The following is a 26461-nucleotide window of genomic DNA, read 5'->3' as shown; positions in this document are numbered from 1 at the left end:
GGAAGATACTTACAAGTATAGTAAGGTTATTATAAGAAATTTGTATATGAAACTTGGGATATTGCCAAATTTGAATGATAGATTTTGATGAATTTAAAACATCCTAAACTAGGAACGAAATTGCTAAAATCCAGTCATGTCTTACATTTGAGCTATTCTGGCTCAATCAAGGACAGAAATCAGCCCAAAAGTAGCCGATAGTTAATACGGTTGTTTTTTAGGGAATAATCAACGTAAAGTCTCGTGTTGAGAAGACTGATGGGGTAGAAATATCTTGAAGATATCTACAGCAGGGGGCATAACTTTTCCAGAAGTCGCCGCAATTTAATTTTCAGCAGCGACTTGAACTTGGCAAACAAGTTTGTCTAGTTCCCGCAATTGACGCAAGACAAGGGCGGATAATGGTAAAGAGTAAAATCGTCCTAAGTGGTGTTAGGAGTGGTTCGGACAAGTAAACACAGCAAAATTTAAGTTTTGCTAACAGATGTGAACTTGTCTAAATCAGAGAAGCAGGTTAATCTTGCGTAAGCATCTCTGGTGAATGTGATCTCAATCTATGGTTTGTTGTGATCTAAATCATTTACTAGTATCCAACAGAAAAATTGAGGTCAGTTAAGCGCTAGTGATCATAGGAGGTCGTCTTTGAAACGAGCATTGAAAAAGAGAGTAAAAGCTGTGTTGAACAATACCCCCAGCAGCGATGATGCCCCGGTAGAACTGCTAAATGTGATGAATCCAAAAGTTAACAGCCGGGTGCGGACAAAAGCGGCAATGATTGGCTTGGCAATCTCTATGGGAGCAACCAGCCTTTTGGTGACTCGACAAAGCGATCAAGCCCAAGCAGCGGTGCCAGTAGGCAGCCAAAAGGCAACCTCAACTATTCCTGCTGTTCCTGACACCGAGGTGAAATTCACCTCCACAAAGCTGGAGTCCCAAGCAGTCTCAGCAGCGAGCGTGCCGGAAAATCCTGTAATCGTGGAACCAACGGCAGTCTCACAAGTACCTGGGCTTGAAGCTAAATGGCAAGTCGCGGCAAGTGGAATATCTTTGCAAGTTCCTGCATCAAACACGTTTTCTCAAACAAACGCAGGTTATAAAAATTCCACCTACCTGAAGCCCCAAGTGGCACAGGGATTGAACAATACCTTAGCCGAAACTAGTTTTCCAACAGTCAATAATCTGTCTGACTATAGTGCTGATAGTGTTGATAATACAAACGCATCACTAACTGCCCAGCCACAAACAGTGGCAACGTCAACCGCAGTCAACAGTGAAATAAATGCACAACTTAAGGCGCAACAAGAGTTCGCACTAAATCGCTTACAAGAAAAATCGAACCGTTTAAGAAAGAGTCTGGCGCAGTTGCAGTCTGGAGAGACCAAAAATTTATCACAAGCTGATATAGCATTGGCACAGCCGACAACTGTGGTTGAGAAGACTGCATTACCAGCCCAGTCAGACACTTCTAGCGATGTAAGCCAAGCGAACCTGATATCGAGGTTAAAACAGAAGGCACAGACAAGTGCATCTGTACCAGCGGCGCCAATAGTGATTGCCTCCTCGGCACATACAGCTTACGAAGTTAAGCCTGGAGATACACTAGCAGCGATCGCCAGCAGATACAACACTTCAGTATCAGAACTAGTTAAAGCAAATAACCTCAATAATCCCAATGAACTGCGAATTAGTCAAAAACTAGTTATTCCTGCTGTTCAAATTCCTGCTGTTCAAGTTGAGGCAACTGTAGCGAGTCAGTCCACTTTTGTAGAGCCTAGCAAAACTCCAAAAGTAGCTACCTCCCCTTTGAATATTGGCAGTGCTAACTCATATCTACCTAGTTCATCATCGCCAACTATTGCCGACAACAATAGCGTTGCCGTCCCTACACCGGTAACTGTACAGATTCAAGCAAATAGTGCGACCGAATTAGAAACTGCCCCCCCTACAGCTAAATCTTATGGCGTCGGTGGTGACATTCCAGTGCCACAAGCTTTTGCCGAAATGCAACAGCCTAAGACACCAGCAAATAGGGTAGCAAGGGTAAACAATAACAATAATGACCGTTTGCGGGGCTTACAAGCGGAAATTCAGAGGTTACAGCAGAAATATCGCGCTCAACAGTCTGGTAATTTAGTTGTGCCAGCAGCAGCGATCGAAGCAAATAATGCTGCTATCCTCACTCCTATTTCTACGCCCAATAATTTCAGTGTACCTAAACCTGCATCTAGACCGAATAGTGTAGCAATACCAATTCCAGTTCCGACACCGATTCGGGCTAACTATAGCGTTCAGCCAATTAAGCCCCAATTCCGTACGACTGTACGCCCTACCGAAGCAGTAAACCCAGAATTCTTGCCTAATCTAGGTTCTGCTAGCCAGTGGACTCCCTCTCGTACTCAATCTGCCACAAGAGTTACCACACCTTCTGTAAGAGTAAATGCCTCTGACTCCTTAGGAAAAATGCGAGGAACCACAGTTTCTCCACAGGTATTACCGCCTTTGGCAGCAGTGGATCAATATCTTCCCAGACCCATTGACGAACTTACACCTCCTCCATCTTCCTCAACCTTAGCTTACACTTGGCCAGCAAAGGGCACTCTTACTTCTGGCTATGGCTGGCGCTGGGGTAGAATGCACAAAGGAATTGACGTTGCTAACTCCACTGGCACGCCAGTTGTCGCTTCAGCTGAGGGGACAATACTAAAAGCTGGCTGGAACAATGGTGGCTACGGCAATCTCGTCGAAATCCGCCATCCTGATGGCAGCACTACTCGCTATGCTCATAACAGCAAAATTCTGGTGCAACCTGGTCAGGAAGTAAATCAGGGAGAAACAATTGCTTTAATGGGTAGCACTGGTCACAGTACTGGGCCACACACCCACTTTGAAATCCATCCATCAGGCAAGGGTGCTGTTAACCCAATAGCTATGTTACCGGAACGCATATAATTGGCTGTCTGTAACTAAATTATTATCTTGGTAGAAGAGGGAGCTTCCCTCCCTCTTCTACTTTCTATTGACTCACTAGGGATGGAACTTATAACAAAATTGCAAAAGGGGCTAGTCTTATGCAGTTTTGTATGCTATCATAGTTTATGATTTGGAAAGACATGGCTCAGTAGCTCAGTTGGTTAGAGCACGGGACTCATAAGCCTGGGGTCGTTGGTTCAACTCCGACCTGAGCCACTTTAAAAGTTAATCTATATAACGGTTTCAGCTTCTAGTCATCTGTAGTACTAAGGAACTGAATTGCTATATAAGGCTCTTTTTGACTATGGAATGACTATGCTTATTCAACAGCGTGATAGTCATGAAAGTTGGAATTGAAGCCTTGGAAGGTCGTTTAAGATTAAGATTTCCTAGACTTTTGTTCAATGGTAATCATAAATACTTATCTTAAAATTTAGCTGACACTGCTGAAAATACGGTGATTGTTGAAATTAAGGCACGTCAAGCTTAATTAGACATACTAGCTGGTATATAACTTAATATAGTTTTCTTGACTTAACTTGCATAAACTTGCATAATAGTTAAACTAATACAGTTGATAAAACTAATTAGTAAGCTTTTAAAGCTTATCTACTAAGGGTTATGGGGTTATAGCGCAGTTGGTAGCGCACCTCAATGGCATTGAGGGGGTCAGCGGTTCGAATCCGCTTAGCTCCATTATTAAAATCTAGCTACTCAAAACTGTTGTTGTGAGTGGAACGATAACTTTGCCGCAATGGCAAGCTTATGCTTCCAATTTAATTCGGCAAAGTTATGCTTCCAATTTTTTCGCTTCCTTTCCGACTCAGTTGAAACGGAGTAAAGGTAGAGAAAGACAATGAATTTTGCTCAAATTCTACCTCTTGATTCTAAAGGCCAAGTTCTTGCTTTATTTGATTTAGAGCAGCACGCACTTTTTTATACCGGAAGAACCCTGGTCTAGACATCAGTGCTGAAACACGAGCCTCAGTCGGATATTCATCCTGATTATGAAGCTTAACCGTAATTTGTCGTATTTCCTTGCAGCATTCCTCTATTGTTTGTAGATAGTCAGTTTTCCTATAATTAAGGTATCTGGTAGAAATAGCAGTACATAGATGTCGAAAGTGCTTGCAAATAGTCCTTCTGTCGTAATTGAGACGCCTAGCCACCTCTTCCATTGATGGTGGTGGAGACTCTTCACTCATTAGTATTTCTTTCAGGTCTTGTTCGACTCGATTAGTATCAAATACCTTACTCGTTGCTCTTGCTTTGGTTGCCACTTGAGATGGTGGTAGTCGCATGGTCTCAAGAGAACTTGCAGACTCTACTCCTTGTGTTAAAAAATCTAATACTGATATTTTCAGGCAGTAGCAAATTTGTAAAAGTGATTTGATTGAAGGTATACTCTCTCCTTTGCACCAAAGCCATAATGTATTTCTAGGAATTTGAAGCTGACGGGCAAACGCGGCTATATTACCTTTAGTGACTTGGTTTGCGTAAGCACATAGAGCTTTAGCAATGCTGTCTTTTGATAAAGGAAAATTTAAAGACGGAGTATGGGCAAGCAACTCTCCAATAGCAAATGCCATCCAAATTTCAAATTCTAGGTTAGCTTCAGATGAAACTTTGCGATCGCAGAGTTCTAGGTCTATTTGCAACCCAAGCCACTCCCCACATTTGGAGCAGTATCCTGGTCGTGACCGCCAAGCCAGGGTGTAATTTGTCTGGCAGCAATGAAAACACTTTTGGCTCAACTTTTGCTTGTGATGTGGACAGACTTTCACTACATCCAGTGACCAAAGTAAAGGTTCGTAAACTACTTGACTAGTTGTGTACCATTCCTCATAACAAGCTGGACACCAAAATCGAATAGAACGGAGTAGATTCCTAGACGTTAGTAGCTCAGACCAAGTTAGCAATGTTAAAAACTGAAGATCATTGCGTAGAGTCAAGGTTTGGATAGTTTTACCTAAGTCAGCAGCCATGACACCTGTGCCATTTAGCGCTCCCGTAAAATTCGAGATTTTATGTAAATTTGTACTTCCATAGGTCTTATTAAGAATTGGCGCGAGTTCTCTTTCCATCAAAACTCCTGGGAATAGGCAGTGAGCCTCAGCTAATCGAGCAAGGTAGCTAGTCAAACTTTCTATTAATAGTGTCCCTATGCCAACAGGTTCTATTTGGTATAGACGACTACGCGGTGGCATTAAAGGTAGCCTCAAGTCCAAAGACTCGTATATAGTTAGCAAATTTGCTCCTAAACTTCTTCATCCTGACTGCATTTAACAATCAGCCATACTGTATCTAAAAAATGTCTGGGTTTTGTAATTTTCCCGGTTTCCTTGCACTTATTGTTTTACAAACAATAACTTCATTCTTTGCAGCCGAGTTCGCGCCGCACTTCGGATACTGCTGCAACGGCCTCTTTTTGTAATATCGAGCCGGGCTTTTTTAGAAGTTCTGAAATCCTGCTAGCAGTGGGGTCTACCCCTTCCAAATGAAGCTGAAGCGCAACCTGCCGAACTTCCTGACTCAATTTTTCTACCCGTTCTGTTCGGCGTTCTTGGATATAACTAGCATATCGTGCTGAAATTGTGCTGCATAGTTCTGGGAAATCATTGGTTAGGCTATGTATAGATTTTTTACCCAAACGCCTGGCAATCTCTTGCATTGATGGTGGTGGGTACTCTTGACTTTTGAGTACTGCTTCCAATTCCCACTGCATCATTTCTAGGCGTTTAGCCATTTGATAATCAGTATGCCGTGCTACTATCTCAGGGCATAAATCTGGAGCATGATAGTACAAAACGGTAGTTCGTTTATAGCCAAGACGTTCAGCGATTTCTGTCAGAGATGGTGGAGGGTTTTCGAGGAGAGCAGCGTTTAACTCAAGCCTTACGTGTCCTGAGTTATGTAGCTGCCCGTACTGATCTCTTGTCTTTTTATTTGCTTGATTTGGATTTCCTATGATTATGCTGCAATTATCTGTATTAATAGCATCTGTAGTGAGAAAATCGAGAATTGATATTCCTAAATGAAAACAAATTTGCAAAAGTGTACCAATTGTGGGTAGGCATTTTCCAATGCACCATCTATGGGTTTGAGTCTTACCCATACCTAAATTTTGAGCAAATACATTTATATTGCCATTTGTAACTACATTGACGTAAGCAGAAAGCATTTTTGCAATTTTTTCTTTGGGCGGTACAGATAAATTTGGTGTAGCAGAAATTAAATTTCCAAGGTTCTCTGTAACCCATATCTGCCACTTCAATTCACTTTCTGTAAGTTTGATACTAGCTGTTGAATTACAATGTGGAGAAATGCCAAGCCACTCTCCACATTTTGAACAGTAACCTGGTTTTGAATGCCAAGCCAATAGTCTATTTTCTTTATGACAGTATGGGCAGTGAGTACAGAGATGCTGATAATGATATGGACACATCGTCACATCATTCAGTGACCAGAGAAGTGGCTCATAAATTATTTGTTCAGTTTCACGCCAATTTTCATAGCAGCTTGGACACCAAGCCTTTACAGAACGTAGTAGATTTTTTAAAGGAATTAGTTCCATCCAGGGGAGCATTGTCAGAAAACGCAGGTCATTATGCAGAGTTAATGATTCAAGCCCTTGAATCGCGCTTACAACCCATTTGCTCATTCCGTTCAGAGCTTTTGTCTTATTATGACCAAAGATTTGATCCAAGCCTTTTTCTTTGTTCTTAAAGATATATCCTTCCTTAAGAAATGGTGCTAGTTCGCTCAAGACTAATATACCTGTAGGGACACAATGCTCTTGGGCTAATCGAGCAATATAGCCTGTTAAGCTTTCCACATAAGGTGTTCCGACTCCAATCGGTTCCAGTGCGTATAAACGGCTGTGAGATGGAATACTTGCTTTTTCTAGATCCCAAGACTTGTAAGTAATAAGTTTGTCAACTAGCATTTGGCTTTACTCCTCCTACTGGATCTCGTTTAGGGTTACGCTTACCTACATTCTTTTTTCGCCCCGGTGATTTTGAAACTTTCTCTTGTAGATTATTTGCGTCATTGGATAAAGAATTGTTCAACTGAATAGGTAATTCTTCACTAAGTCCAAGAGCTTGATAAAGTTGTTTATGCTTTTCTGCACTTTCTGTGAGTTGTTTTTCACCCTCTTGAATTTCTTTTAACATTGTTTGAAGTTGAGCAACTGACCAAGCTCTTTGCTTCAAATGTTTTAGAGTTAATGTCTTGGCTCCCTCATCTAATGAAACTTTAAGGGCACGCGCTAGCCAGTCTTTAAGAATACCTATACAACCAAGGCTACCTGCATAGCAGTATTCCCAATTTGTCAATAAGTCTGGCTCCTCTTCTACTGGTAGATGGCGCTGAAAAGTCAGCAGAACACTCATGAAAACTTCAACATCACCGCTAATTTCAGCTTGATATCGTGGAAAATGAATGTCTACAGTGCGTCTGCTCAACTGAGCACTTAAATTGCGAAATATTAATAGTTCATATGTGCCAAATAGTACATGCTGGACTCCTGTTAAATTTGCAAGAGACTTTAAACAGTCCAGGTTGTCTTGGAGTCGACGACCGCTAGCCATTTTTTGCATATGCTGCGCCTCATCAATTAGAAAAGCTTTTGGGCGACGGTATTTTAAAGCATTCTCTAAAGCTCGGCGTAGTTCTGGTGAAGTAATTCTTGGCTCAATAGTGAGTTCCCCTTGATTATTGCGACGAACGCCCCGTGAGCCATAATGCACTTTGTAATCAATAAGTGGTTCTTCTAGTGAAATCAAAGAACGGGTGAAATAATCTTTCCAATTGAATTGGGCAGATTCTGTGCCAACAGCTTCAACACTAACTACTGGAATGTGACATCGGTCAGTTTCTAGCGTAGGTAATGCTTGCTGGATCAACATTTGCTCAACTCTTAGCCGCATTGTTGTTTTACCAATACGGCTTGGACCGTAAACAAAGATGAAAGACGCTCCCGCAGGCTCTTGTATAGTACGTACAACCATGTCAGTTGCTTCGATAAGGCGTGGGTGCGCCGCTCTGTAAGATAGAAAATACGCCAGCCTATATTCTTGCGTTTTTTCAAGAAGCGATCGCGGAAAGGAAGCTGAAATTGACATAATTAATACTCCGAATAAATTTCAAGCTTGTTCACATTGACGCTTATATTCTCCGGTGACGGAGGCTCCCAGTCTTTTGACTCTTTGGTATGACTACTTTCATTTTCTTTCGATTGAGCAAAAGGAATGTGATTGGGTGAACCACCGTCAATCACGCGAAACACGTTTTTCACTTGGGAATCACGCAAACGCTGTTCTAATAACACCTCCTCAGCTTCAACGGTTGATAAAAAACTTGCTAAGTGTCTGCCTCTTACGTTGAACTGCTTTGCATGGTTCTGATGACGTTTACGTAATTCAGCAGTAGCTATCTCAATCTCTTTTTCTGAGCGCCCCTTGAAGATTGAATATTGTTCACTAATACATTCAACCCATTGGCCCTGAACATAGGCATAAGCAATGCCTACATCAAATGGGTCATATCTGACATTGACGTATGTCTTTTGGATTTCTGGGTCACGAAAGGCGTTAGACCAATAGTGAATGTGGCGGATTTGCAAGCCTTGACTCGGATCTACTTTGGCTTTTCCTTTATCTGTAGTTGGCATTGTTAAAAGTTTAAAGCTTTCTCCATAGGAGATCATGCGATGAGAACGAATCCCGAACTGTGCCATTCCATCTGTATATGCCTCCCGTGGAGTTTGTCCTAGTGCAGGATGTTCTCTGGTGTCATATATTTCATAAGCCCATTCGCATAGATAATGGTAAAAAAGATCAAGTGTCCAAAGCGCGAGGTTTTTTGGATTAACTGATTTAGTCATCAGCCTGACTTTCTTTGTTATCTGTGTATTGCCTGCAAGGTTATAGACTAACTGTGTCATTGCAGTTCCAAACAGACGCTCCCCAACAGCATTAAACCGAGCTTTTGATGGCGAACGATACTTTAAAGTATGGTCACACAGGGCTATTAAAGTCTGATAGTAAGTGCTGTGAAACTCCCGCCCGTTGTCACTCACAATAATCTGTGGCAGGCGACTGTAACGCTGCACGCAAATCCGCAGAACCATCATGCAAGAGCGATAGGAAGGTGGATCAAACGTTATATAAACAGCAAGTATTCTTCTGGTGTATGCATCGACTAGAAAAGTTATCCAAGGTCTACCAAGTACCTTTGCTGTACGTGAACAGCGTAGTTCTATATCTACTAATGTGTGATCAATATGGCCTATCTCAAAAGGTCGATCGCCGTGTCGAGGTGTTGTTAACTCTAACTCCCAATAAAAAGCTTCCTGCGAGTAGGCAGATCGAGAACCAGAGCGCTTCACTGTTTGCTCATAACCCGAACGCTTATTAATTTCTTTGATTAACGTTTTGTAGCTAGGAATTAGATCATCTGTAACACCAGCAGCAGACAAAGCTGTTTTAAAAGCGTCATATACCGCTAACTTGCTCTTTTGTTTATGGTTTTCGTAATTTTCCTTAATAAAGTTTTGCATCTGTTGTATGATATCTTCAGGCAATTTGCGATTCTGGTTACCCTTCAGGTTGTTAAAAGACAAAAGCCCAATGTAACCGTAACCATATTTTTGCTGAGCTTGTAGATATTTAGCTTTCCAATATCGGAAGGTACGCTTAGGTATTTTATTGTCTTCTATTGGTTGTCCTCTTAGCCACGGCTCGATAATGCTGTAGCGGAGATTGGCATCTTTTAAATCCTGCTCACTTGCTTTCAGTAATATCTCCTTGATCTCATTGCTTAAACTGCATTCGACCTTATTCCTAAAATCTGTTATCTTCCCTTCCCGAACCAAATTCTCGAAAGTAGTTAATCCTAATTCAACTGCTTGACTCTCTTTTGTATGCAGTAAAATAGATGTTTCTCCCACCAAAACTATTGTCAAGATATTGCCGTCATAAATTACTGATGAGCCGGGAACAATATTAATGACTGGAGAACTGATGTCGTTGGCGGTTGTCTTAGTAAGGATTATTGACCTGTAAGCAAAAGCTGTCTGTTCATTCCGAAAAACAAAGCAGCGTTCTGGCTCAACTAAGGGAGCAGCAGTTAAATCTACATAAATCTGATTGGTGGCAATTAAAGAGTAGATGTCATCAGAAGTAGTTCCCTCAGCAAGATGAAGCAATGCAGCCAGTGTTATTCCTGGCTGCGCTGATATAACCGATAAGACAGCTAAAATAGCAGACTTTTCTACTAAAGGACACTCAGCATGATAATAGTCTTCTAAAAAGTTCAGATTACGTTGTAAAACCCAATTTATCTCTGCATCTGACCAAACGCGGAAAAAGAATCCGAATTGTCCAGCATAATGTTCTCCTGGCGGAGTGTGCCACTGATTGTCTTCACCCAATGCGTAACGATTGCGGCTTTCTTCAGCAAGTTTTTGCAGTTTATTTTCAGTTTTGCACTCTACCCATCCAACTGAATTATTTTTGAGTACAAAAAAGTCTGGTGTGTAGAAGAAGCTTAAATTTCTCCCATTATTGGCTTGATAACTAATCTTGATAGGAGGTGGTTGGTCATAGTACTCTAAAACCTCATCGTCATACTCCAATTGATAGATATAGGGAAGTTCAACTTTGTGAGACTCAAACTGTATAGTCACTCCCATCTTGTGGCTGGGGTAGCGCCCAGCAACATTCTTTTTACCTCCACCTACCAGGCGCGATGGTTGGGATGAGCGAATTTGTTCTACAACCTTTATGGCCGCCTCAGTAAGATTTTGACGGTGGCGCCAAAGTTCAAACTCTTCTTGGGTGAGCATTGTAAACCTTATTAGTTTATTGTTTGAAAATTGTGCTTTTGTCGATCAGTAAGTTTCTATAAACAAATTTACGAGGTTCTACCGTTAACGTTATGCTAGGGCATTAAAATCAAGCTTTTATAGGGAAAATAAAAGCCTCATAAGCTAATCCAAATAAAAGATAAAGTCTATTAGAATTTTGTATTCCTTGTTAGGAAAGATAAAAGGAGTGATAGATCCACTTGCTAATGCATCCAATTAGATTTAGGTTCTTACTTTAAATCAAAAGCTAAAACCTATGAGATAAATTGGACACATCTCATTGAAACCTAGACTATTTATTTTATAAATGCCCTATTTATTTATAACTAAAAACTAGCATGAAATAAAATTACAATTTACTTCTGATTTAAAAAAGGTTACATTTAAAATTACAGCAAACTACAAAACAATTTATTCTTTAAAAGATCACCTAAGAAGCTTGCAATACTTGCTCTAAAGCATAATACAAATAATAAGTTTAGTGGATATTATTTATACTGTATATATAGTTAATACTGTTTATATTATTCATAGTGTTCATATAGTTAATACTGTTTAGACAAAATACAATTAATCTGTTTTTTACCAAAACATTATTAAAATTTACAATGTTATTTAAGCCATTGAAATTAACTTAATTGGAAACTAATAAAGAGAAAAATACTATATATAGTTAGTGAAAAGAATTTTATAATTGAGTTTGTTTATACATCCGTTCTGATACTTACTCCCTAAATCTTCCAAAGATTCCCAGTATAAAGGCATACCCATTCCCTTGCCGATTAACTCTAATAACGCCTTTGTGCGTGTTTGGAAAAATCCTTCAAAGTTGTCTTGTCGTAATGTTTCTGGGTCTATGGCATGAGAGCGCAATATTTCATTTAGTCTCTGCGGTGATACACCGGATATTTCAAGTTCTTGAAGGTAAATGGAAGGTGCTTTGCTACCAATCTTTTTGTTTGTTTTGGCGCTCAAAGGGGTGCGGTTAATTAAGCAGTTATATTTTTTTGGATCGATGCCTTGCTTTCTGCACCAGGCGACGGGAAAAATATGATGTGAGTCAATCTGCTCTTCAAAATAAAGCACATCATTGATTTCTTCACCTGTAATTAAATCAATGGCTCCAGATAGTCGCAGCAGTGCTGATAAACCTTGGTAAACTGCTCCATAGCGCTTTCTTACGGTCAGCAATCGCTCTGGGGAGAAATTTGCTTCGCGAATCGTGGATGGGAGTGAACCCCCTTCTTGCAGCCACTGTGGTATTTCCACAACATCTCTTCCTGTGCGGGTTTCGTGCCAACCTGTATACATCTCGCTGAACAGCCCACACCAAAACCAACGTTCCAGCATGGAACGAGATTTAACAGAACGCGACTGTTCTCCTAAAACAGTCAAAATTGCCGCCAAGGCTACTAGTTGAATGGGATAAGCCAAATCTATTGCGTCAAAAATTTTCTGCCCATGCAGGAATCTCGCTGCTTCCTCAAATCCTGCGGTAACTTTATCAGACCAGGTTGAGTATTCTGGGATGGAAAGTTTTAAAACATCTGCACGACCGCAGGAGACACCAGGCAATTTGTCTAGATTAGCTCCTTTTTTTATTGCTTCTATTCTCCGCACGTAGCCAGCTACCAAGGTTACGGCTTGTACAAAGTCAGTGTTACGAACTAAACGTAATACTTTAAATTGCTGAAAACGAGCTTCCCGCAGTTTCCAGTCGTCTCTTAGGCTGAAGTCATTGGCGCAGTAGCTAGAACTCATCAAGTCGAAGTAGTTGAGGTCACAGCCGGAGGTGTTAGTATCTTCAAACACTTGGCAAACTGCTTCTTTGGGTAAGGAGTCCCGTAGTTGGATTACTGGTATTTGATAATGCTCAAATTTTTTGAGTACTTCTAGTTCTAAAGTATCGATGAGTTCTAGTTTTTGAGGTTCATATTGCCAATATTTGGAATATTTACTTCTCCATTCCGAAAAGAAGAAGATTTTTGATAATGGGAATAGTCCGGCTTCATACTCATTTTCTGGGGTGGAACAGTCTATAATTTCTCCACCAAATGTTCGGAGTTGTTTTGATTCCGGGAAAGCGATAATAGCACTGCGGCGGTCGATATTATCGTCAAGAGATTTGGCAATATCGAGGTAGTACCATTTTCTTATCAGCTTTTGACTTTTTTGGTCTTTAATGACAACGGGTTGCTCTGACAGCAAAACCATGAATGAAGTGGTTAAGCGTTGCTGACCGTCGAGAATTAACAGGCTGGGATTATCGTATTTTGGCTCTTTGACATTATCGATAAGGCGAGGTTTAAATTGCACTTGCAGGTTACTTTGCTGAAGCATCATCACTGCACCAATCGGGTATGCAAGTGAGATGCTGGCAAGTAGACGACGCACACGAGCATCATCCCAAACCCAATCTCGTTGAAAATCTGGCAGTTGAATACGTCCGGTTTTTATATCTTTTAAAATATCGAGTAAAGGATATTTAGTGATGTCAAATGTGCTAATAGAATGCATTTGCTGTTCTGAGGTTATTATTCTTTGCTCACTTACTGTTGCTAGCGCAGATAAATTAGATTTATTTTGTGAATTCCGAGCAATTTTAGGATGAGATAATGTCACTTATTTTCACGATAATGAATACAGATATAAGACACAATAAAGCGCCTCATACATTGTCAGCAAGAGGTTTTATCACGAGTTACTCGTAAATCACGAACAGTTAGTTAGTAAGAAAGTTGGGTGGCAAAATTATTTGTTGGCTGATAACTAGTTGTTTAAATTGATTGAGTAAATCAGCCTGTCGCAGCAGGAAAGGAATGTAATGGGGTCGTCTGTCGAAGTTAGTTCCCCAGTCTTTGATGGTGTGAGGACTTAACCCTGTGGCTTGTGCCAGAGCATTAATACAAGCTTTGCGATAACCTCTGGCTGGGTCAATATCTACCCACTTACGACAGTATTCCATTGGCTCCAAAGGCAGCTGACGGATAGCATCAATCCTCTGCTCTTCTGGATTAGGGGAAAGTCTCACAAACATCTGGGGCTGGTAATGGATGGGCAAGTACCAGATGAAGGCTTGAGTAATTTGATGTTGGCTATTGCCTACTGTTAATTTGTTGATTCAAAAGTGAAGGCAACTGCTGTTGTACTCAAGCGGCAGTCTAATACAACAGTCTACAGATTAAGAAATCTCTGCCCACAATACTAGTCTTTTAGTCGGAAATTCCGATTAAATTATTTTTGCGGATAATCGGGGGGTAAGACGATTTTTCTGATCTGGTTCAGCATATCCGCCATTCTGAGGACGTGTAGAACATGGTCAGGACGCTTTTCAAAATTAGAACCCCAGTCGTTAATTGTGCGCGGACTTAAGCCTGTGGCTTCGGCTAGAGCAGCTAGACAGGCTTTTCGATAACCCCGTTCATCGGGGGATACTTCAACCCAACGTTGGCAGTATTCTAGAGGCTCCAAAGGTAGTCTACTGAGTACGTCGATTCTATATTGAGTTGAAAGCGTATCGCTGTCCATTACCTTAGATCAGAGGTTGTAGATGATTAGTCGTGATTTACGACTATTATAATTAGAGGGATTGCATTCAAGGACAACCTTTGTATGATTGATCGTTTTGTAGAAGTGTAGCTAGTTTAAACAGTTGAAAAATATTTTCTACTTTCTTTACTTACAAGAATCTAATTTCACTTGAAGCTTCCTCTATACCAGTAAAAATTAACAAAATATCTTAATACTGCATAATAATATCAATTTCACCAGGTTTTTTTGATTTATCACCAAATAATGCTGTTTGGGTATTCTTTTTATATGGTTGAGACACTATTTCAATAGATTTTTCAGGAAATATTTTACCCAATACTTCCAATGTAGTTTGTTTGGTAAATTCTCTTGCATCAGTTCTTACATATACAGTTGCTTTATGATCCATGATTTCAGCACACTGGCTAAATACTTGTTCTAGTAGTTCACGATAGGCAGTTTTAGACTCAAATCGATTTTGCCATTTATCACTAATCCAAATAGGTGTATTTGGACCACCAAGCATCCACAAACGTAGCCATTGGTCATAGTGGTAATTGGTTAGCCTGTAATATGGAGGAGATGTAAATAAAAGATTAAAGGGTTTTTGTATACTGCAAGAAACTTTCTTTTTTAATTTATTAATTAGAGAAGTACTATCTCCCAATATAACTTTGCCATTTTTTAAGTTAGGAATTCCTTTAGCATAACGCCATTCAACACGTTTTAGTAAATACTCAACTGGGTCTAGTTCTGGAGGTGTTAGCTGTTTTGTTTTCCACCAATTTATTGAATAATCTGGACTCATAGATTTGCCTTGGCGCATCTGATTTGATAGTGATTGCTCTCTCCTTCCATGTAGATGGACTAATATTATAGACATGAGCGTTGCGTCAACTATACTACTCTTCCAACAAAGTTCATCACGAGCAGCCAATAAATAACCCAGTACATTTGGCGAATAACAAAAATGAAAAAACTCCGGCAGAGCTTCTAATCGTTGCTTTTCAATAGAACTAGCTAAACTACCAATATTTTTAATTCTTTTAATGACATTAACTTTTAATGCAGGTTTCAGTTTTACAAAACCATAAAGCCAACCAACAGGATTGATTTCAATACCAATACCTAAGCGTTCCATCGCTGCTGCTGCGTAAACACTTGATGCACGACCTGCGAATGGATCTATAATTGCATCTCCAGGCTTTGAATAGTTTTCAACAACATGAAATGCAAACTCTTTAGGAAACATAGCATAGTATGGGCCTAAACCCGACCATCTACCTATAGCTGTACTTAAGCTGAGTTTATTGGTGGCTTCATCAATCATTTTCCATTGTCCGCCATAAGTTCTTTTGCAAGTTTTTCTAAAACTTTATTGCCAAGACGGAGAGGAATAGCAGCTTCTGCATTTGCTGAAACTAAAGGAACTAGTGCATTAGGGAAACGAGAAGAAACCAACTTATCTAAAAGTCCTACCGCATCTGCAAGACGTGGATAATGAGATTGTTGAGCTTGACTTAAATCTCTATGTTGAGAAGCTAGAAAAGGTAAAGTCACTACAAGACGCGCTCCACACTTAGTTTTATAAAAAAACTTGCGTCCAAAGTAAGTGGCATCACCATAAGGTCTTGTACTATCAGAAAAAATAATATTTTGTTTGATATATGAGTCTGTTAATAATCCTACTGATTGAAGTGGGAATTTTCCAAAACCACCATTTTCTTGTCTGTCTAAATTTTCAAAGTGCTCTACAAAAGTTCCTGTTTTTTCTACTCCAAGGATAAGAATATCTTTTCCCTCTGTAAATCGCTTGGCTACAGTATTAATCCGACATAATTCTTGATATATAGCCTGACTAATCCATGCTGGTTGTCCAAACACAGCTAATTGACCATCTAAGATAATTGCTAATCTCCGTAAACTAGAAAGCCATTTTTTAGACTCTAAGGTTCTTAAAATATGTACCATCCACAATCGTTCCCAGACTTGCATTATCTCACCAAATATAGCACCATTAGTCCCTGCCGGATTCATCCTTTCATGTATACGTAAAGCATCAGTAGAATATAAAGAACGTGCTAGTTCACATGAGCAAGTATATTGACCATCCCCTCGTAAATACTCATTATTTTGTGGACAATCTTCGTAAGGGCATTTTTGAGTTTGCTCTGTTATAGGTTTATACTTTAAAAGAGCTTCATAAGTATCTAGCAAAGATTCCCCATCTTCGGACATTTTGACTGAATTTAAAACTTCAAATATTGATTTTCTCAATGAGTCTTTAGCTGATTTTTCTCCTTCACAAATCACATTACAACCTGGTAAAGCACAATCAATAGACTCTGCTTTTTCTATAGTTTTAAATTCTTTGGGATTTACGGGACGCTGTTGGTCAAGCTTTTGCATCTTGGCAACATCCAAAATTACTGAGGCTACTGTTACATAGGAAGCTTCTGCACCAGGAAAGCCATTTTTTATATCTACTTCTGCATGACTACCATCAATTGCTATCAATAATTCCGGTATCCAATCACCTGGTTGAATTTGTATTGGCTGTAGTATTTGTAAAGAGTTTGCATTATCAAATGAAGTTCTAACTTTGTAGCTACCAAGTAACTTTTGAACACGTTCACTTTCTACAAGACGGCGCAAGGGTTTATATTGTGCAAATTCTCCTTCGTATGGCACTGTCTATACCTCAAACTTTTTAATTTGTACTGGAATAACAAAAAGATTACTTAGTGTTTTAACTCGAAGAAATCCTTTGTCTTGAGCGCGACGTATTGATGACTCAAAATCTTCAAAGTCGTAGTATTTACGGAGTTCTCTAGTCTCGTCTGTATTATTGAGATGTCCAATAAACCAGTTTGCTGTATTCTTGAGAATATTCTTTTGGATACTACTAACTTCTTGAGTAGCATATACCATGCCTATGTGATATTTCGCTCCCTCTTTTGCTGTGCGTACCCAGACATCTTTCAAATCCATATCTGTACCTGCTGGCAAAAGGTTATGAGCTTCTTCCAAGTAAACAATTATTTCGGGTATATTTTTTTCTGCTTTGCGAAAGAGACTTTGGTTTTCACGAAAAATATGCCACATTAACCTATCAGCAGATGATTTATTAATATCAGGTTCGCCACTTGATTGGTCAATAATCACTAACTTTCCATCTTTCAAATTTTGATAGATTTCCACTGCATAATCAGTCGTTGTATTACTGGTGTGCTGATTGCGGACTTTGCCAATTTGTCTAGAACCGTTAGGTCGCGCAAACATTTCCAAGAGTTTTTTCAAGTCTTCATCTGCCCAAGGATCTCCAGATGCCTTGGGGCGTTCCGTAATATACCAGTTTTCAAACTCCTGATAACTACTACCCTTATCAGTCATGAAATTGTAAAGATACTCAAATGCTGTTGCCAACTCTGACCATGTAGGTTTTTCTTTCTGAAAAATTTTCGCAGCTGACTCATAATTAGCATTTAAAATGTGTCTCTCACCAGTATCACTTACTATTACTGCACTTTCTTCTAAAGCTGATATTAGTTCCTGATTAAATAACTTTTTAGTTTCTGGTTGAATATTTTTAGGCGCTTCAAAACCTGCTTTTTTGAGTAAAGCCCGGTAAACTAGTACACGACGTTTATATCTTGTCATAGCACTATGATCGTTTTCATCAGGTCGCTCAAAAACTACCTGTCGAAAATTTTGAATATATTTTGAACCATCAGCAACTAAGGTAGCATCAATAATTTCCTTTCCAATTTGAAGATTTTGTTCAACAAAAAAATTTAAAAGCATCAACTTACGTTTTGGGTCGTTAGGATGCGGCAAAATTCCATATGTTATAACGTCTTCTTCTTTGCCAAAAAGATGAGACTTCCAAACGTTCTTTATCGCTGAAGGGTTTTTCTGTTGGTTCGTATCTTGTTCATTTTCATTCGCATATTCACCATTTGGGTCAAAAACTATCTGACCTATACGAAGTGGATGTTCATTTGAAAATCTCAAATTAAAAACAGACTGAATAATAATTTTTGTAGTATTCGATTTACCAGTTCTAGTCATACCAAACAAAGCTGTTTTTTGCCCAAGTAAATCTTCTGGAAGAAGCTCAACTTCTACATCTGAAATACCCTGAAATGAACGATTAGTTGATGCGTAACGTATTTTACCTACAATAACAGATTGATTAGTTTGCTGCTTTTTGCGCTCTGGATCTCGATAATTGACTATAAGCGATAAAGCTTTGCTATTAGGTTTGTAAACTTTCAAACCTCTATTTGGATAGTAATTAGAAATGTCACTACCAAAACGTAGGGCTAAAGAATCAACTACTTCCGCCTCAGATCCTTGGTCTAAAAAGAAAGTACCAATGACTTTGCACTTAACACCAGCAAAAGACAAGAGATTATGAGTCTGTCCATCCATCATACCTGGGCTGTCCCAGTGTATATCTTCTCCACTCGCTCTCTGACCAGCTTCTACTCTAACCCGTTCAGCTTCCGGAGCATTAGGAAGTGGAGCGGCATCCATAACACGTAACAGCAGTACAGATGCGTCTTCAGTTTTGTAGTCAATAGATTCTTCAGGGCTAATACGAGTAGCAATGAGAAAGCTTAGACTAGGAATTCCCCCTACTTGCTGACGGTAGTGATCGTGTATTTGAACCAAGGCAGTTTCGTAGCTAATGGAATAAATTTCTCCAACATATTGTTTTGTTTGAATTATTTTTGTAAATATATCTTTCGCTGTTTTTTCAGCAGATTTATCTTGGTCTTTTTGAAATGCCTTTTCTAATTCTGAAGCCATGCGGTTAAAACCCCTCTCTTAATATTACAGAATTAAATGATTTACCAGGAAGTTTATAAGCTAAACATAAGCTTTTTACTTTCTTACTTTTCCTATAAAACTGTTTCTAAATTCTAAAAGGTTGATTAAAGTTCACATCTGTAACTTGTCTCTTAGCAGAATTACCTAGATCCCAAAAATAAAATTCTCGCCCATTTATCATAAATGCAAAAGAGCGAAAACTTTGATGCTTCTCTATTTCTGTTACATAATGTTCTACCTGTGCTTGAGCAATACGTGGATCGCGGCTTTGTCGTTTTGCCTCAACTACAGCTATTACTTCACCATTAGCCTGATACAACCAGTAGTCAGTGATACCGTTCCAAAGTTCTGCATCATAGCCATCCACTGGAATTTCAAACCCTACCTGGTTTGGGTTTTTCAGGTTCCATCCTGCTAGTTCTAAAGCTGGGTCTATTAATTCGGTTCTGGTGAAGGCTTCGCTTGAGGACATTAAAGTATATTTTAGAACTTTACTTATATTAGTGTTCCCAAGTGCGATCGCCAAATAGAGCAACTTAGAAAAACTGGAAGCTTTAGTTTTTCTCCTGCTGTATATTTATTCCGGCGTCTTTATTTTGATAGATTTATCTTTCAAACCTTCTTCAACCATCTTTTTGGTGTCTAATGACCAGTTTTTACCAGACTGGCCTCCCATCAGAGACCAACGAATCCAACCTACAGAGGGTTTCTCAGGATTGTACCACCCTGGATCGTCCATGTCTGGCTTGAATTTCTCAAAAAAATCCACCATTGTATTAATATCTTCAAGGGTCAGAGGTTTTTCCTGTGCGATCGCTTCAGCTAAGGTCAAATATTTACCACCGCCGAACTTTTTATGTAATGCAACTCCGCGTAATGCTGCCATACTTGCTATTGATGGCGCGATGAGTTCAAGTTCTCTGACTTCACCTTCGGCAGCTAACAGAGATAAATGGAGAATTATAAGTTGAGCTTGAAAAAGTAATGTATTCATTTTTACTTACTGCCATTTTATAAGTTAAAGGAAGCCTTAAAATTCTGACCTCTAAACTACCAAATGTTAGAAAGCATTGTCTTGTACAAACTATTTGTAGGCGATGCAAGCCTCTAGAACGAGTATGACTTGCGGCAAGCTTATGCTTCCAAATTTGGTTTCCGGCAAAGTTATGCTTCCAATGGCTAAAATATGAATGCGATCGCCTAACGAGAAAATAAGCATTACAGTTTCGCTAGCGGCAAAGTTATGGTTCCAGTAGCGGCAAAGTTATCGTTCCACTCACAGTTGTCACTTAAAAGATAAGATGGCAGCTTTTCAAGCATAAAGTGCCCGCTCTTAAAACTTGGAATCCTTATTTTTGTGTTAAAAAATTTGTAATACTAATTCTTGATGAAGCTACGCTAAATAAGGCTTCAAGGATAAAGTCGTAAGAAGTAAGAGAAGCAATCATCTCAGGTGTAATTGCTCTGAGGGCATCAGTTAACTTCTGCTGTAGCTTTGCGTGGGTTTCCCGCGGGGGAAATTGAAGGTAGGCTAAGAGCTAACACAGAGATTGAAGGATTGTATTTTTTGTGCCAACAATCTTTTCGCAATCTTACTGCGATCGCCCGAAATCATGGTTGGGAGATTGAGAAAAGCTTACCAACAAATCGCGCCAATAGCGAGATTGCAGCCGACTGTTGGCAACGGATGCAACAAGTGGAGGCTAACCTGAACCAATGGCTGCAACCATCGGGGGAACTGGGCTGGCAAAAAATTCGAGAAAGGTTAAGCAAAGAGCTAGCCAGTCAGCCTGATACCATGCGGTTAGCCATCAAAGCCAAAGAACCAATCGTGTGGAAACTACCTTGGCATACCTGGGATTTGCTATCGAGTTACCCAAATGTCGGTGTGAGCTACAGTCCGGTACGACTTTATCCATTTTTTTCGTACCGTGATCGCTATCGTTAAAACCTTTGTGGGACAGTAGCTTTACTTTTTGAAGTGAATCGCTCATCTATGATGTGTAAAAAGTATTTGCCAAAAAGCCAGGGTTTTTGCCGTATCAAGAGAACCAAGTTCTTAATTTTGGATAAAGTCGAGCTAAGATTCAAAATTTAAAATCTAGTTCTCTATATTTTACTAATAATTACCACATGAAAACACTAATTATCGACAACTATGACTCGTATACCTTTAATCTTTATCAATTAATTGCAGAAGTCAATGGAGAGTATCCCACTGTAATTTGCAACGATCAATTTGCGTGGGAAGAAGTGCAGCAGTGGGAATTTGACAACATTGTAATTTCACCAGGGCCTGGTCGTCCTGAAAATCCCAAAGATTTTGGCATTTGCTATCAAGCGATTCAAAATACCCAAGTACCTCTTCTGGGTGTTTGTCTGGGACATCAGGGGCTTGGTCATGTGTTTGGAGGAAAAGTTATTCATGCCCCAGAGGTGCGGCATGGTCGGCTTAGTCAGGTTTATCATACTGGAACTAATTTGTTTTTAGGCATCCCTTCACCTTTCTCTGTGGTGCGCTACCATTCCTTGCTAGTTGCAGATGACCTACCGGACTGTTTAGAAAAAGTGGCGTGGACAGAAGACAATCTAATCATGGGAATGCGCCATCGGTCTTTACCACTATGGGGTGTGCAGTTCCATCCAGAGTCAATCTGCACTCAGTATGGACACACCTTATTTGAGAATTTTAAAGAAATTACTCTTAAATTTGTCCAAGAGTGCGGTAAAGGTTCCACAAAGCAGTATTGGACAAGAAAGAGCCAGACTGCTCCTTTATCGGCAAGTTATTCTTGCCAAACACAGCAGCAGAAATTTGAACTTTGTACGCGCAAGCTGAATATATGTCCTGATACCGAGCAGATGTTTGTGCATTTGTTTGGTAAATCACCGAATGCTTTCTGGTTAGACAGCAGCCGTGTTGAACCCGGTCTTGCTCGCTTTTCCTTCATGGGAGATAGCAGCGGGGAAAATAGTCTGCTGATTCGTTATCAGACCCTATCCCAAGAACTCACAGTCACAAATTCTAATGCCATTATCCGTAGGATAGAGGGGATTTTTGAGTATCTCAAGCGGGAACTGGAACAACGCCGCTGTGCATCTGATGATCTACCCTTTGATTTTAACTGCGGCTTTGTGGGTTACTTTGGCTATGAATTAAAAGCAGAATGTGGTTCTGAATTAAACCACCCCTCTAGCTTACCCGATGCCATGTTTCTCTTGGCTGATCGGATGATTGCAATTGACCACGAGGAGCAAACCCTTTATTTACTGTGCTTAATTCAGCCGGGACAAAAAGCTTCAGCCGAAGCCTGGTTTGAATCAATTAGACAGGAGATTGACCACCTCCCCCCCTTGTCACCTGTGGTTCCTGAGAAGAAAGAGACACCTGTAATCTTCCGATTAAGTCGATCGCAAAGGACTTATTTTCATGACATTGAGAAATGTTTACAGGAAATTCACGAAGGAGAAACCTATCAAGTTTGTTTGACAAACCAAATTCACACAGATGCGACCCCTGAGCCACTAGCATTTTATCGTTCATTACGCCACATCAATCCTGCTCCGTACTCTGCATTTTTACGCTTTGGTGATGTGGCGATCGCCTGTTCATCCCCAGAGCGATTTCTACGCATTGATCGCCAAGGTTGGGTAGAAACAAAGCCGATCAAAGGGACTCTACCACGAGGAAAGACACCCGACGAAGATTTTATTCTGCGTGAACGATTGCAAAACAGCGAAAAAGATCGGGCTGAAAATCTGATGATTGTGGATTTGCTTCGTAATGATTTGGGACGGGTTTGTGCAGTTGGTACTGTCCATGTTCCTAAATTAATGGATGTGGAAACATATGCCACAGTGCATCAACTAGTGACGACAATTCGCGGTCAATTACGCGCCGATATGAGCGCCATAGAATGCATTTGCAATGCTTTCCCCGGTGGTTCCATGACAGGCGCTCCCAAACTGAGAACTATGGAAATTATTGACCGATTAGAGCAGTCAGCGCGGGGAGTATATTCAGGAGCGATCGGCTTTTTGGGATTGAATGGANNNGCTGATTTGAATATCGTCATTCGTAGCGCTGTACTGACGACCGAGCAAACCTCAATTGGCGTTGGCGGTGGTATTGTAGCACTGTCTGACCCCCAAATGGAATTTCAGGAAACAATGCTGAAAGCCAAAGCATTAATTCACGCCATGTTGAGGGCAACTCAAGGAGAATGTAATCCTAACCAATTTTACATCCAGGGAACAGAAGGAGAGGTTGTTGATAGCTTTAAAAAAGTGTGGAAATAGCTGCATAAATTTCGGAAATTTAATTCCAGCACCCCAATAACCAAATAATGGCAGAGTTTTGTCAACAACTAAAAAAGTTGTACAATTTACGCGGCTACAAGCACTATTATATCGTGAGCTACTGAGAAGATTTAAAAAAATAAAGTTCTACAATTTCATCATACTACCATATAAAAACAGATAAAAAAGTTGTACAATTTTGCAACCGATTTCCCTGTAAGGATTTGGGAATATTTGCTCCAAGATTTAGTAACGATGCCTACGGCTGGCTGCGCCTAAGCATTCCAAGTACAAAGCTGAATCAAAAGCTTGAGTTTCGAGGGATGCGATCGCACTTTATTTCACTTTACCTATAGCCAGTAGCATTGAGCGATCACTTAACTCTAAAATTTGTGATTGCTGTCCAATAGTAAGAATGTTGATGCTTTTCACTCTCCAACATTTCTAGTTGTGTTTGGCGCAGTACCTCACTTCGTCCCTTATTGTATAGTAATTTTTTGTAGTAGGCTATCATCAAATATTTGCTATAAATATCTGCCGCTTTGCATAAGATAATCAGCTGACTTTCAGCGTCAGCAATTACCAAAGCGCAACATAAGCCATAAATCCCTTCATCAGCCGAGATATTTCCTAAACCTGTATCACAGGTGGATAATAGCACCAGTTTTGTGCCTACCAGATTCAGAGCAGTTGTTTCTAAAGTGGTGAACATACTATAGTTCGGCACGGAAGTCTTCACTGCGCGATCAAACTAATCTTTTGAGCCTTTCCTCACACCAGCCTTAGCAAGTATTTGCCAAAAGTATTTCCAGTTACGATGTATTACGTTCAGTAGACCAAAAACTTTTGCAAGGTGATGAGAAAATGAAGTTTTCAGCCGTCTTTGTTGGGACTTTCCATCATGATCACCAGCGATCGCTCTGAAGTNNNCCCAGAACAAAACTGCTTGGAACGCATATTACAAGCTGATTTCGGCTCCATGTATTCCCAAGTGTAAATGAAGGACTGGTACGCNTTNNNGAAAACTTGTTGGTCTATGACATTTTCTTACCGTAAATAGTGAAGTTTGGTATAAAAGCGATAACCACACCTCGCCTTTTAAGTATAATAATTGTATAATTTATTGTGATAATGAAGGTATAAAAAATTGTACTGACCAAAGCATGAGTGTATCTAATATTTTGTCTATAAACGCATAAATACACACATCAAGATCAAAGTACTTAGAATTGCAATGGCAAATTACAGAGAGTGGAATCAAGCGCTTATATTTTATTTTACCACTGGCTTGCCACGGGGTAAAAGAGTTTATCTGAGTGTTGACAATGAAATTTTAGAGCAAATTGGTCAGAAATTCAACCAAAAAATTGAAGATGGCAATTGGAGTGATGACTTCCGTAGAGCCGTAAGAGAAAAAGTTGTCACACAAGGACGAGTTGATTTGGTTAAATTGCAAGGATGTAATTTAGACAGCTTACCGCAAGGAGTTGCTTTTTTAGGTGCAATGGTTCTGGCTGCCAATGAAATGGTAGATGAAGAGGAAATCTCAGAAGAGAACTATTTTAAGCGTCTAAAAGCAGTATTAGGTTTGCCAACATCAGAAAATGGTCGTCCGCCAGGTATGAAGTTTGGTAAACAAGGAGAAGAACCCTTATGGGAAGGCTGGAATCTTTGGTTGATGGTAAATGGATTCATGCCTTCAGCACATCGAGGTCGTGGAGGCCCAACCACTTATATTAATTATCCAATTTCTCAATCGTTACTTCGTCGTACAGATAAAAACCGACTTGTACAACTGTTTAATGAGAAACAATGGACAGCGCAGTGGGATGCTATGACTCTGTTTGCTGGTGTGAGACGAGAAGCGCAGCGACTCTCTACACATCTCAAACTATTGCTAACTGATAACAGGGAACGCTATGAAGCAGTAGCCGAATCTATTCATGAAGTTTACCAGCAGTGGCAAGCACAAGGACGGCCAGCAGTAGTAAAAGCAGGAGTACGTAATTGGAGTCGTAACATATTTGCTGGTTTATATCGCACAGAAGATCCGTTTTTTGGTGATGTTAATTACTATCCTTACCCAAAAAAAGTGCGGGGATGGGAGTTAAACACTATAAAAATTCAGTATGGTAAGAGAGATCAACGGTTAATAGATGAACGCCCTGGCTGGTATTTACCCTTAGAATTTCCTCTAAGTTTAAGTGAATTGGAACGCGGTGCTAAATACCCAATTATTCTGCAATCTGACCTTGATTCTCTGGTTTTACCTTCTCGTGATTTTTGGATGTTAATTCCCGATCCAGATGATACAGATACAGGAGTTTATGCAACTTGGGGTCAACCATCACTCGGCACTAAATTTATCCTGCTATGTAAAAAAGAACTACTTCCAGATATCAATCGCTTGCGAGATGAGCGGCTAATAGAGTGGAGCGGTGAACCTCAGCCTGTATTTAATAATTCAAACTGGGTAGAGCTTCACCAGTGTATGGTTATTTCCTTAGCTTGGAATGGAGTATTTATTAGCAATCAAGAACTTAAGGATGCTTTGCAGCCCAATGTTTGTTTATCTATTAGCTTTTCAGGGGGGTTACGTGTTCCGCAGCAGAGCGCATGGTTGGAGGGTCATAGTCCTCAAGTTACCATCTTTGGTTTTTATCCCACTGTGACGTTACAAATAACTCGATTATTGGATAATTTATCAATAATTGAGCGATCGCAAAGTACAAATACGCCAATTTCGGTAAATTTACCAAGTTCAGGAGACTATGTTGTCAAGGCAACTTGTGCAGGAGAATCCACAGAACGTTTGGTCAAAATCGTCGATTGGAGTTGGCTTGGTATAGAAAAACCACAACGTTATGAAATAACACCTATTAGTTCTGGGAATTATATATGTGGCAGCGTCATTCAGACTGTTTCTGCAAAAGAGTAAAAGCAAATCAGGTGCAT

At 40.0% G+C, this 26461-nt stretch carries 17 protein-coding genes and 2 tRNA genes; 6 read left to right on the top strand and 13 right to left on the bottom strand.

Going from position 1 to position 26461, the window contains the following annotated elements; all coding sequences use genetic code 11:
- Positions 1 to 642: 642 nt before the first annotated feature.
- From QUD05_RS10570 to QUD05_RS10560, 3 genes are all read left to right on the top strand, one after another.
- The gene (locus tag QUD05_RS10570; protein ID WP_289795992.1) at positions 643 to 2949 is read left to right on the top strand and encodes a peptidoglycan DD-metalloendopeptidase family protein; all 2307 of its coding nucleotides are present in this window, start codon (positions 643 to 645) and stop codon (positions 2947 to 2949) included.
- Between the two features lie 163 nt (positions 2950 to 3112).
- Positions 3113 to 3186: transfer RNA gene (locus QUD05_RS10565), tRNA-Met, on the top strand.
- A gap of 407 nt (positions 3187 to 3593) precedes the next feature.
- Positions 3594 to 3666, top strand: a tRNA-Ala gene (locus QUD05_RS10560).
- 191 nt (positions 3667 to 3857) lie between these two features.
- On the opposite strand, the gene QUD05_RS10555 is transcribed toward QUD05_RS10560, so the two are convergent.
- From QUD05_RS10555 to QUD05_RS10500, 12 genes are all read right to left on the bottom strand, one after another.
- Entirely contained in the window at positions 3858 to 5219 is a 1362-nt protein-coding gene (locus tag QUD05_RS10555; protein ID WP_289795991.1) for a TniQ family protein, read from the bottom strand.
- 122 nt (positions 5220 to 5341) lie between these two features.
- Entirely contained in the window at positions 5342 to 6916 is a 1575-nt protein-coding gene (locus tag QUD05_RS10550) for a TniQ family protein (RefSeq protein WP_289795990.1), read from the bottom strand.
- Positions 6906 to 8096 carry an AAA family ATPase gene (locus QUD05_RS10545; protein WP_289795989.1) on the bottom strand — a complete coding sequence of 397 codons (1191 nt, stop codon included), beginning with the start codon at positions 8094 to 8096 and terminating at the stop codon, positions 6906 to 6908. Before QUD05_RS10545 ends, QUD05_RS10550 begins: the two co-directional genes overlap by 11 nt.
- A gap of 2 nt (positions 8097 to 8098) precedes the next feature.
- On the bottom strand, positions 8099 to 10819 hold the full coding sequence (locus QUD05_RS10540; protein WP_289795988.1) for a TnsB C-terminal domain-containing protein: 2721 nt from the start codon (positions 10817 to 10819) through the stop codon (positions 8099 to 8101).
- A gap of 684 nt (positions 10820 to 11503) precedes the next feature.
- Positions 11504 to 13357: a GmrSD restriction endonuclease domain-containing protein gene (locus QUD05_RS10535; RefSeq protein WP_289795987.1), complete on the bottom strand. Its 1854-nt coding sequence runs from the start codon at positions 13355 to 13357 to the stop codon at positions 11504 to 11506.
- Between the two features lie 205 nt (positions 13358 to 13562).
- Positions 13563 to 13877: a hypothetical protein gene (locus QUD05_RS10530; protein WP_114081968.1), complete on the bottom strand. Its 315-nt coding sequence runs from the start codon at positions 13875 to 13877 to the stop codon at positions 13563 to 13565.
- 197 nt (positions 13878 to 14074) lie between these two features.
- Positions 14075 to 14368 (bottom strand): hypothetical protein, encoded by a 294-nt coding sequence (locus QUD05_RS10525; RefSeq protein ID WP_289795986.1) that lies wholly within the window; start codon positions 14366 to 14368, stop codon positions 14075 to 14077.
- A 211-nt stretch (positions 14369 to 14579) separates the two neighbouring features.
- Positions 14580 to 15701 carry a DNA methyltransferase gene (locus tag QUD05_RS10520; protein ID WP_289795985.1) on the bottom strand — a complete coding sequence of 374 codons (1122 nt, stop codon included), beginning with the start codon at positions 15699 to 15701 and terminating at the stop codon, positions 14580 to 14582.
- Positions 15698 to 17062 carry a DNA double-strand break repair nuclease NurA gene (locus tag QUD05_RS10515; RefSeq protein ID WP_289795984.1) on the bottom strand — a complete coding sequence of 455 codons (1365 nt, stop codon included), beginning with the start codon at positions 17060 to 17062 and terminating at the stop codon, positions 15698 to 15700. Before QUD05_RS10515 ends, QUD05_RS10520 begins: the two co-directional genes overlap by 4 nt.
- A gap of 3 nt (positions 17063 to 17065) precedes the next feature.
- Complete coding sequence (locus QUD05_RS10510; RefSeq protein WP_289795983.1) at positions 17066 to 19186, bottom strand: helicase HerA domain-containing protein; 2121 nt, start codon at positions 19184 to 19186, stop codon at positions 17066 to 17068.
- Between the two features lie 106 nt (positions 19187 to 19292).
- On the bottom strand, positions 19293 to 19679 hold the full coding sequence (locus QUD05_RS10505; protein ID WP_289795982.1) for a type I restriction endonuclease: 387 nt from the start codon (positions 19677 to 19679) through the stop codon (positions 19293 to 19295).
- A 105-nt stretch (positions 19680 to 19784) separates the two neighbouring features.
- Positions 19785 to 20201 (bottom strand): hypothetical protein, encoded by a 417-nt coding sequence (locus QUD05_RS10500; protein ID WP_289795981.1) that lies wholly within the window; start codon positions 20199 to 20201, stop codon positions 19785 to 19787.
- 573 nt (positions 20202 to 20774) lie between these two features.
- Here QUD05_RS10500 and QUD05_RS10495 point away from each other — a divergent pair.
- Both QUD05_RS10495 and pabB read left to right on the top strand, forming a co-directional pair.
- Positions 20775 to 21155 carry a hypothetical protein gene (locus QUD05_RS10495; RefSeq protein WP_289795980.1) on the top strand — a complete coding sequence of 127 codons (381 nt, stop codon included), beginning with the start codon at positions 20775 to 20777 and terminating at the stop codon, positions 21153 to 21155.
- Between the two features lie 185 nt (positions 21156 to 21340).
- Positions 21341 to 23506: an aminodeoxychorismate synthase component I gene (gene pabB / locus QUD05_RS10490; RefSeq protein ID WP_289795979.1), complete on the top strand. Its 2166-nt coding sequence runs from the start codon at positions 21341 to 21343 to the stop codon at positions 23504 to 23506.
- 373 nt (positions 23507 to 23879) lie between these two features.
- On the opposite strand, the gene QUD05_RS10485 is transcribed toward pabB, so the two are convergent.
- Complete coding sequence (locus tag QUD05_RS10485) at positions 23880 to 24218, bottom strand: CHAT domain-containing protein (RefSeq protein WP_289795978.1); 339 nt, start codon at positions 24216 to 24218, stop codon at positions 23880 to 23882.
- A gap of 522 nt (positions 24219 to 24740) precedes the next feature.
- Here QUD05_RS10485 and QUD05_RS10480 point away from each other — a divergent pair.
- Positions 24741 to 26444 carry a hypothetical protein gene (locus QUD05_RS10480; protein ID WP_289795977.1) on the top strand — a complete coding sequence of 568 codons (1704 nt, stop codon included), beginning with the start codon at positions 24741 to 24743 and terminating at the stop codon, positions 26442 to 26444.
- Positions 26445 to 26461 lie beyond the last annotated feature (17 nt).

This window comes from Nostoc sp. GT001 (genome assembly GCF_030382115.1).
GTDB lineage: Bacteria > Cyanobacteriota > Cyanobacteriia > Cyanobacteriales > Nostocaceae > Nostoc.
Note: the sequence above shows the minus strand (reverse complement) of the source record. Positions and strands in the feature narration are given on the sequence as shown.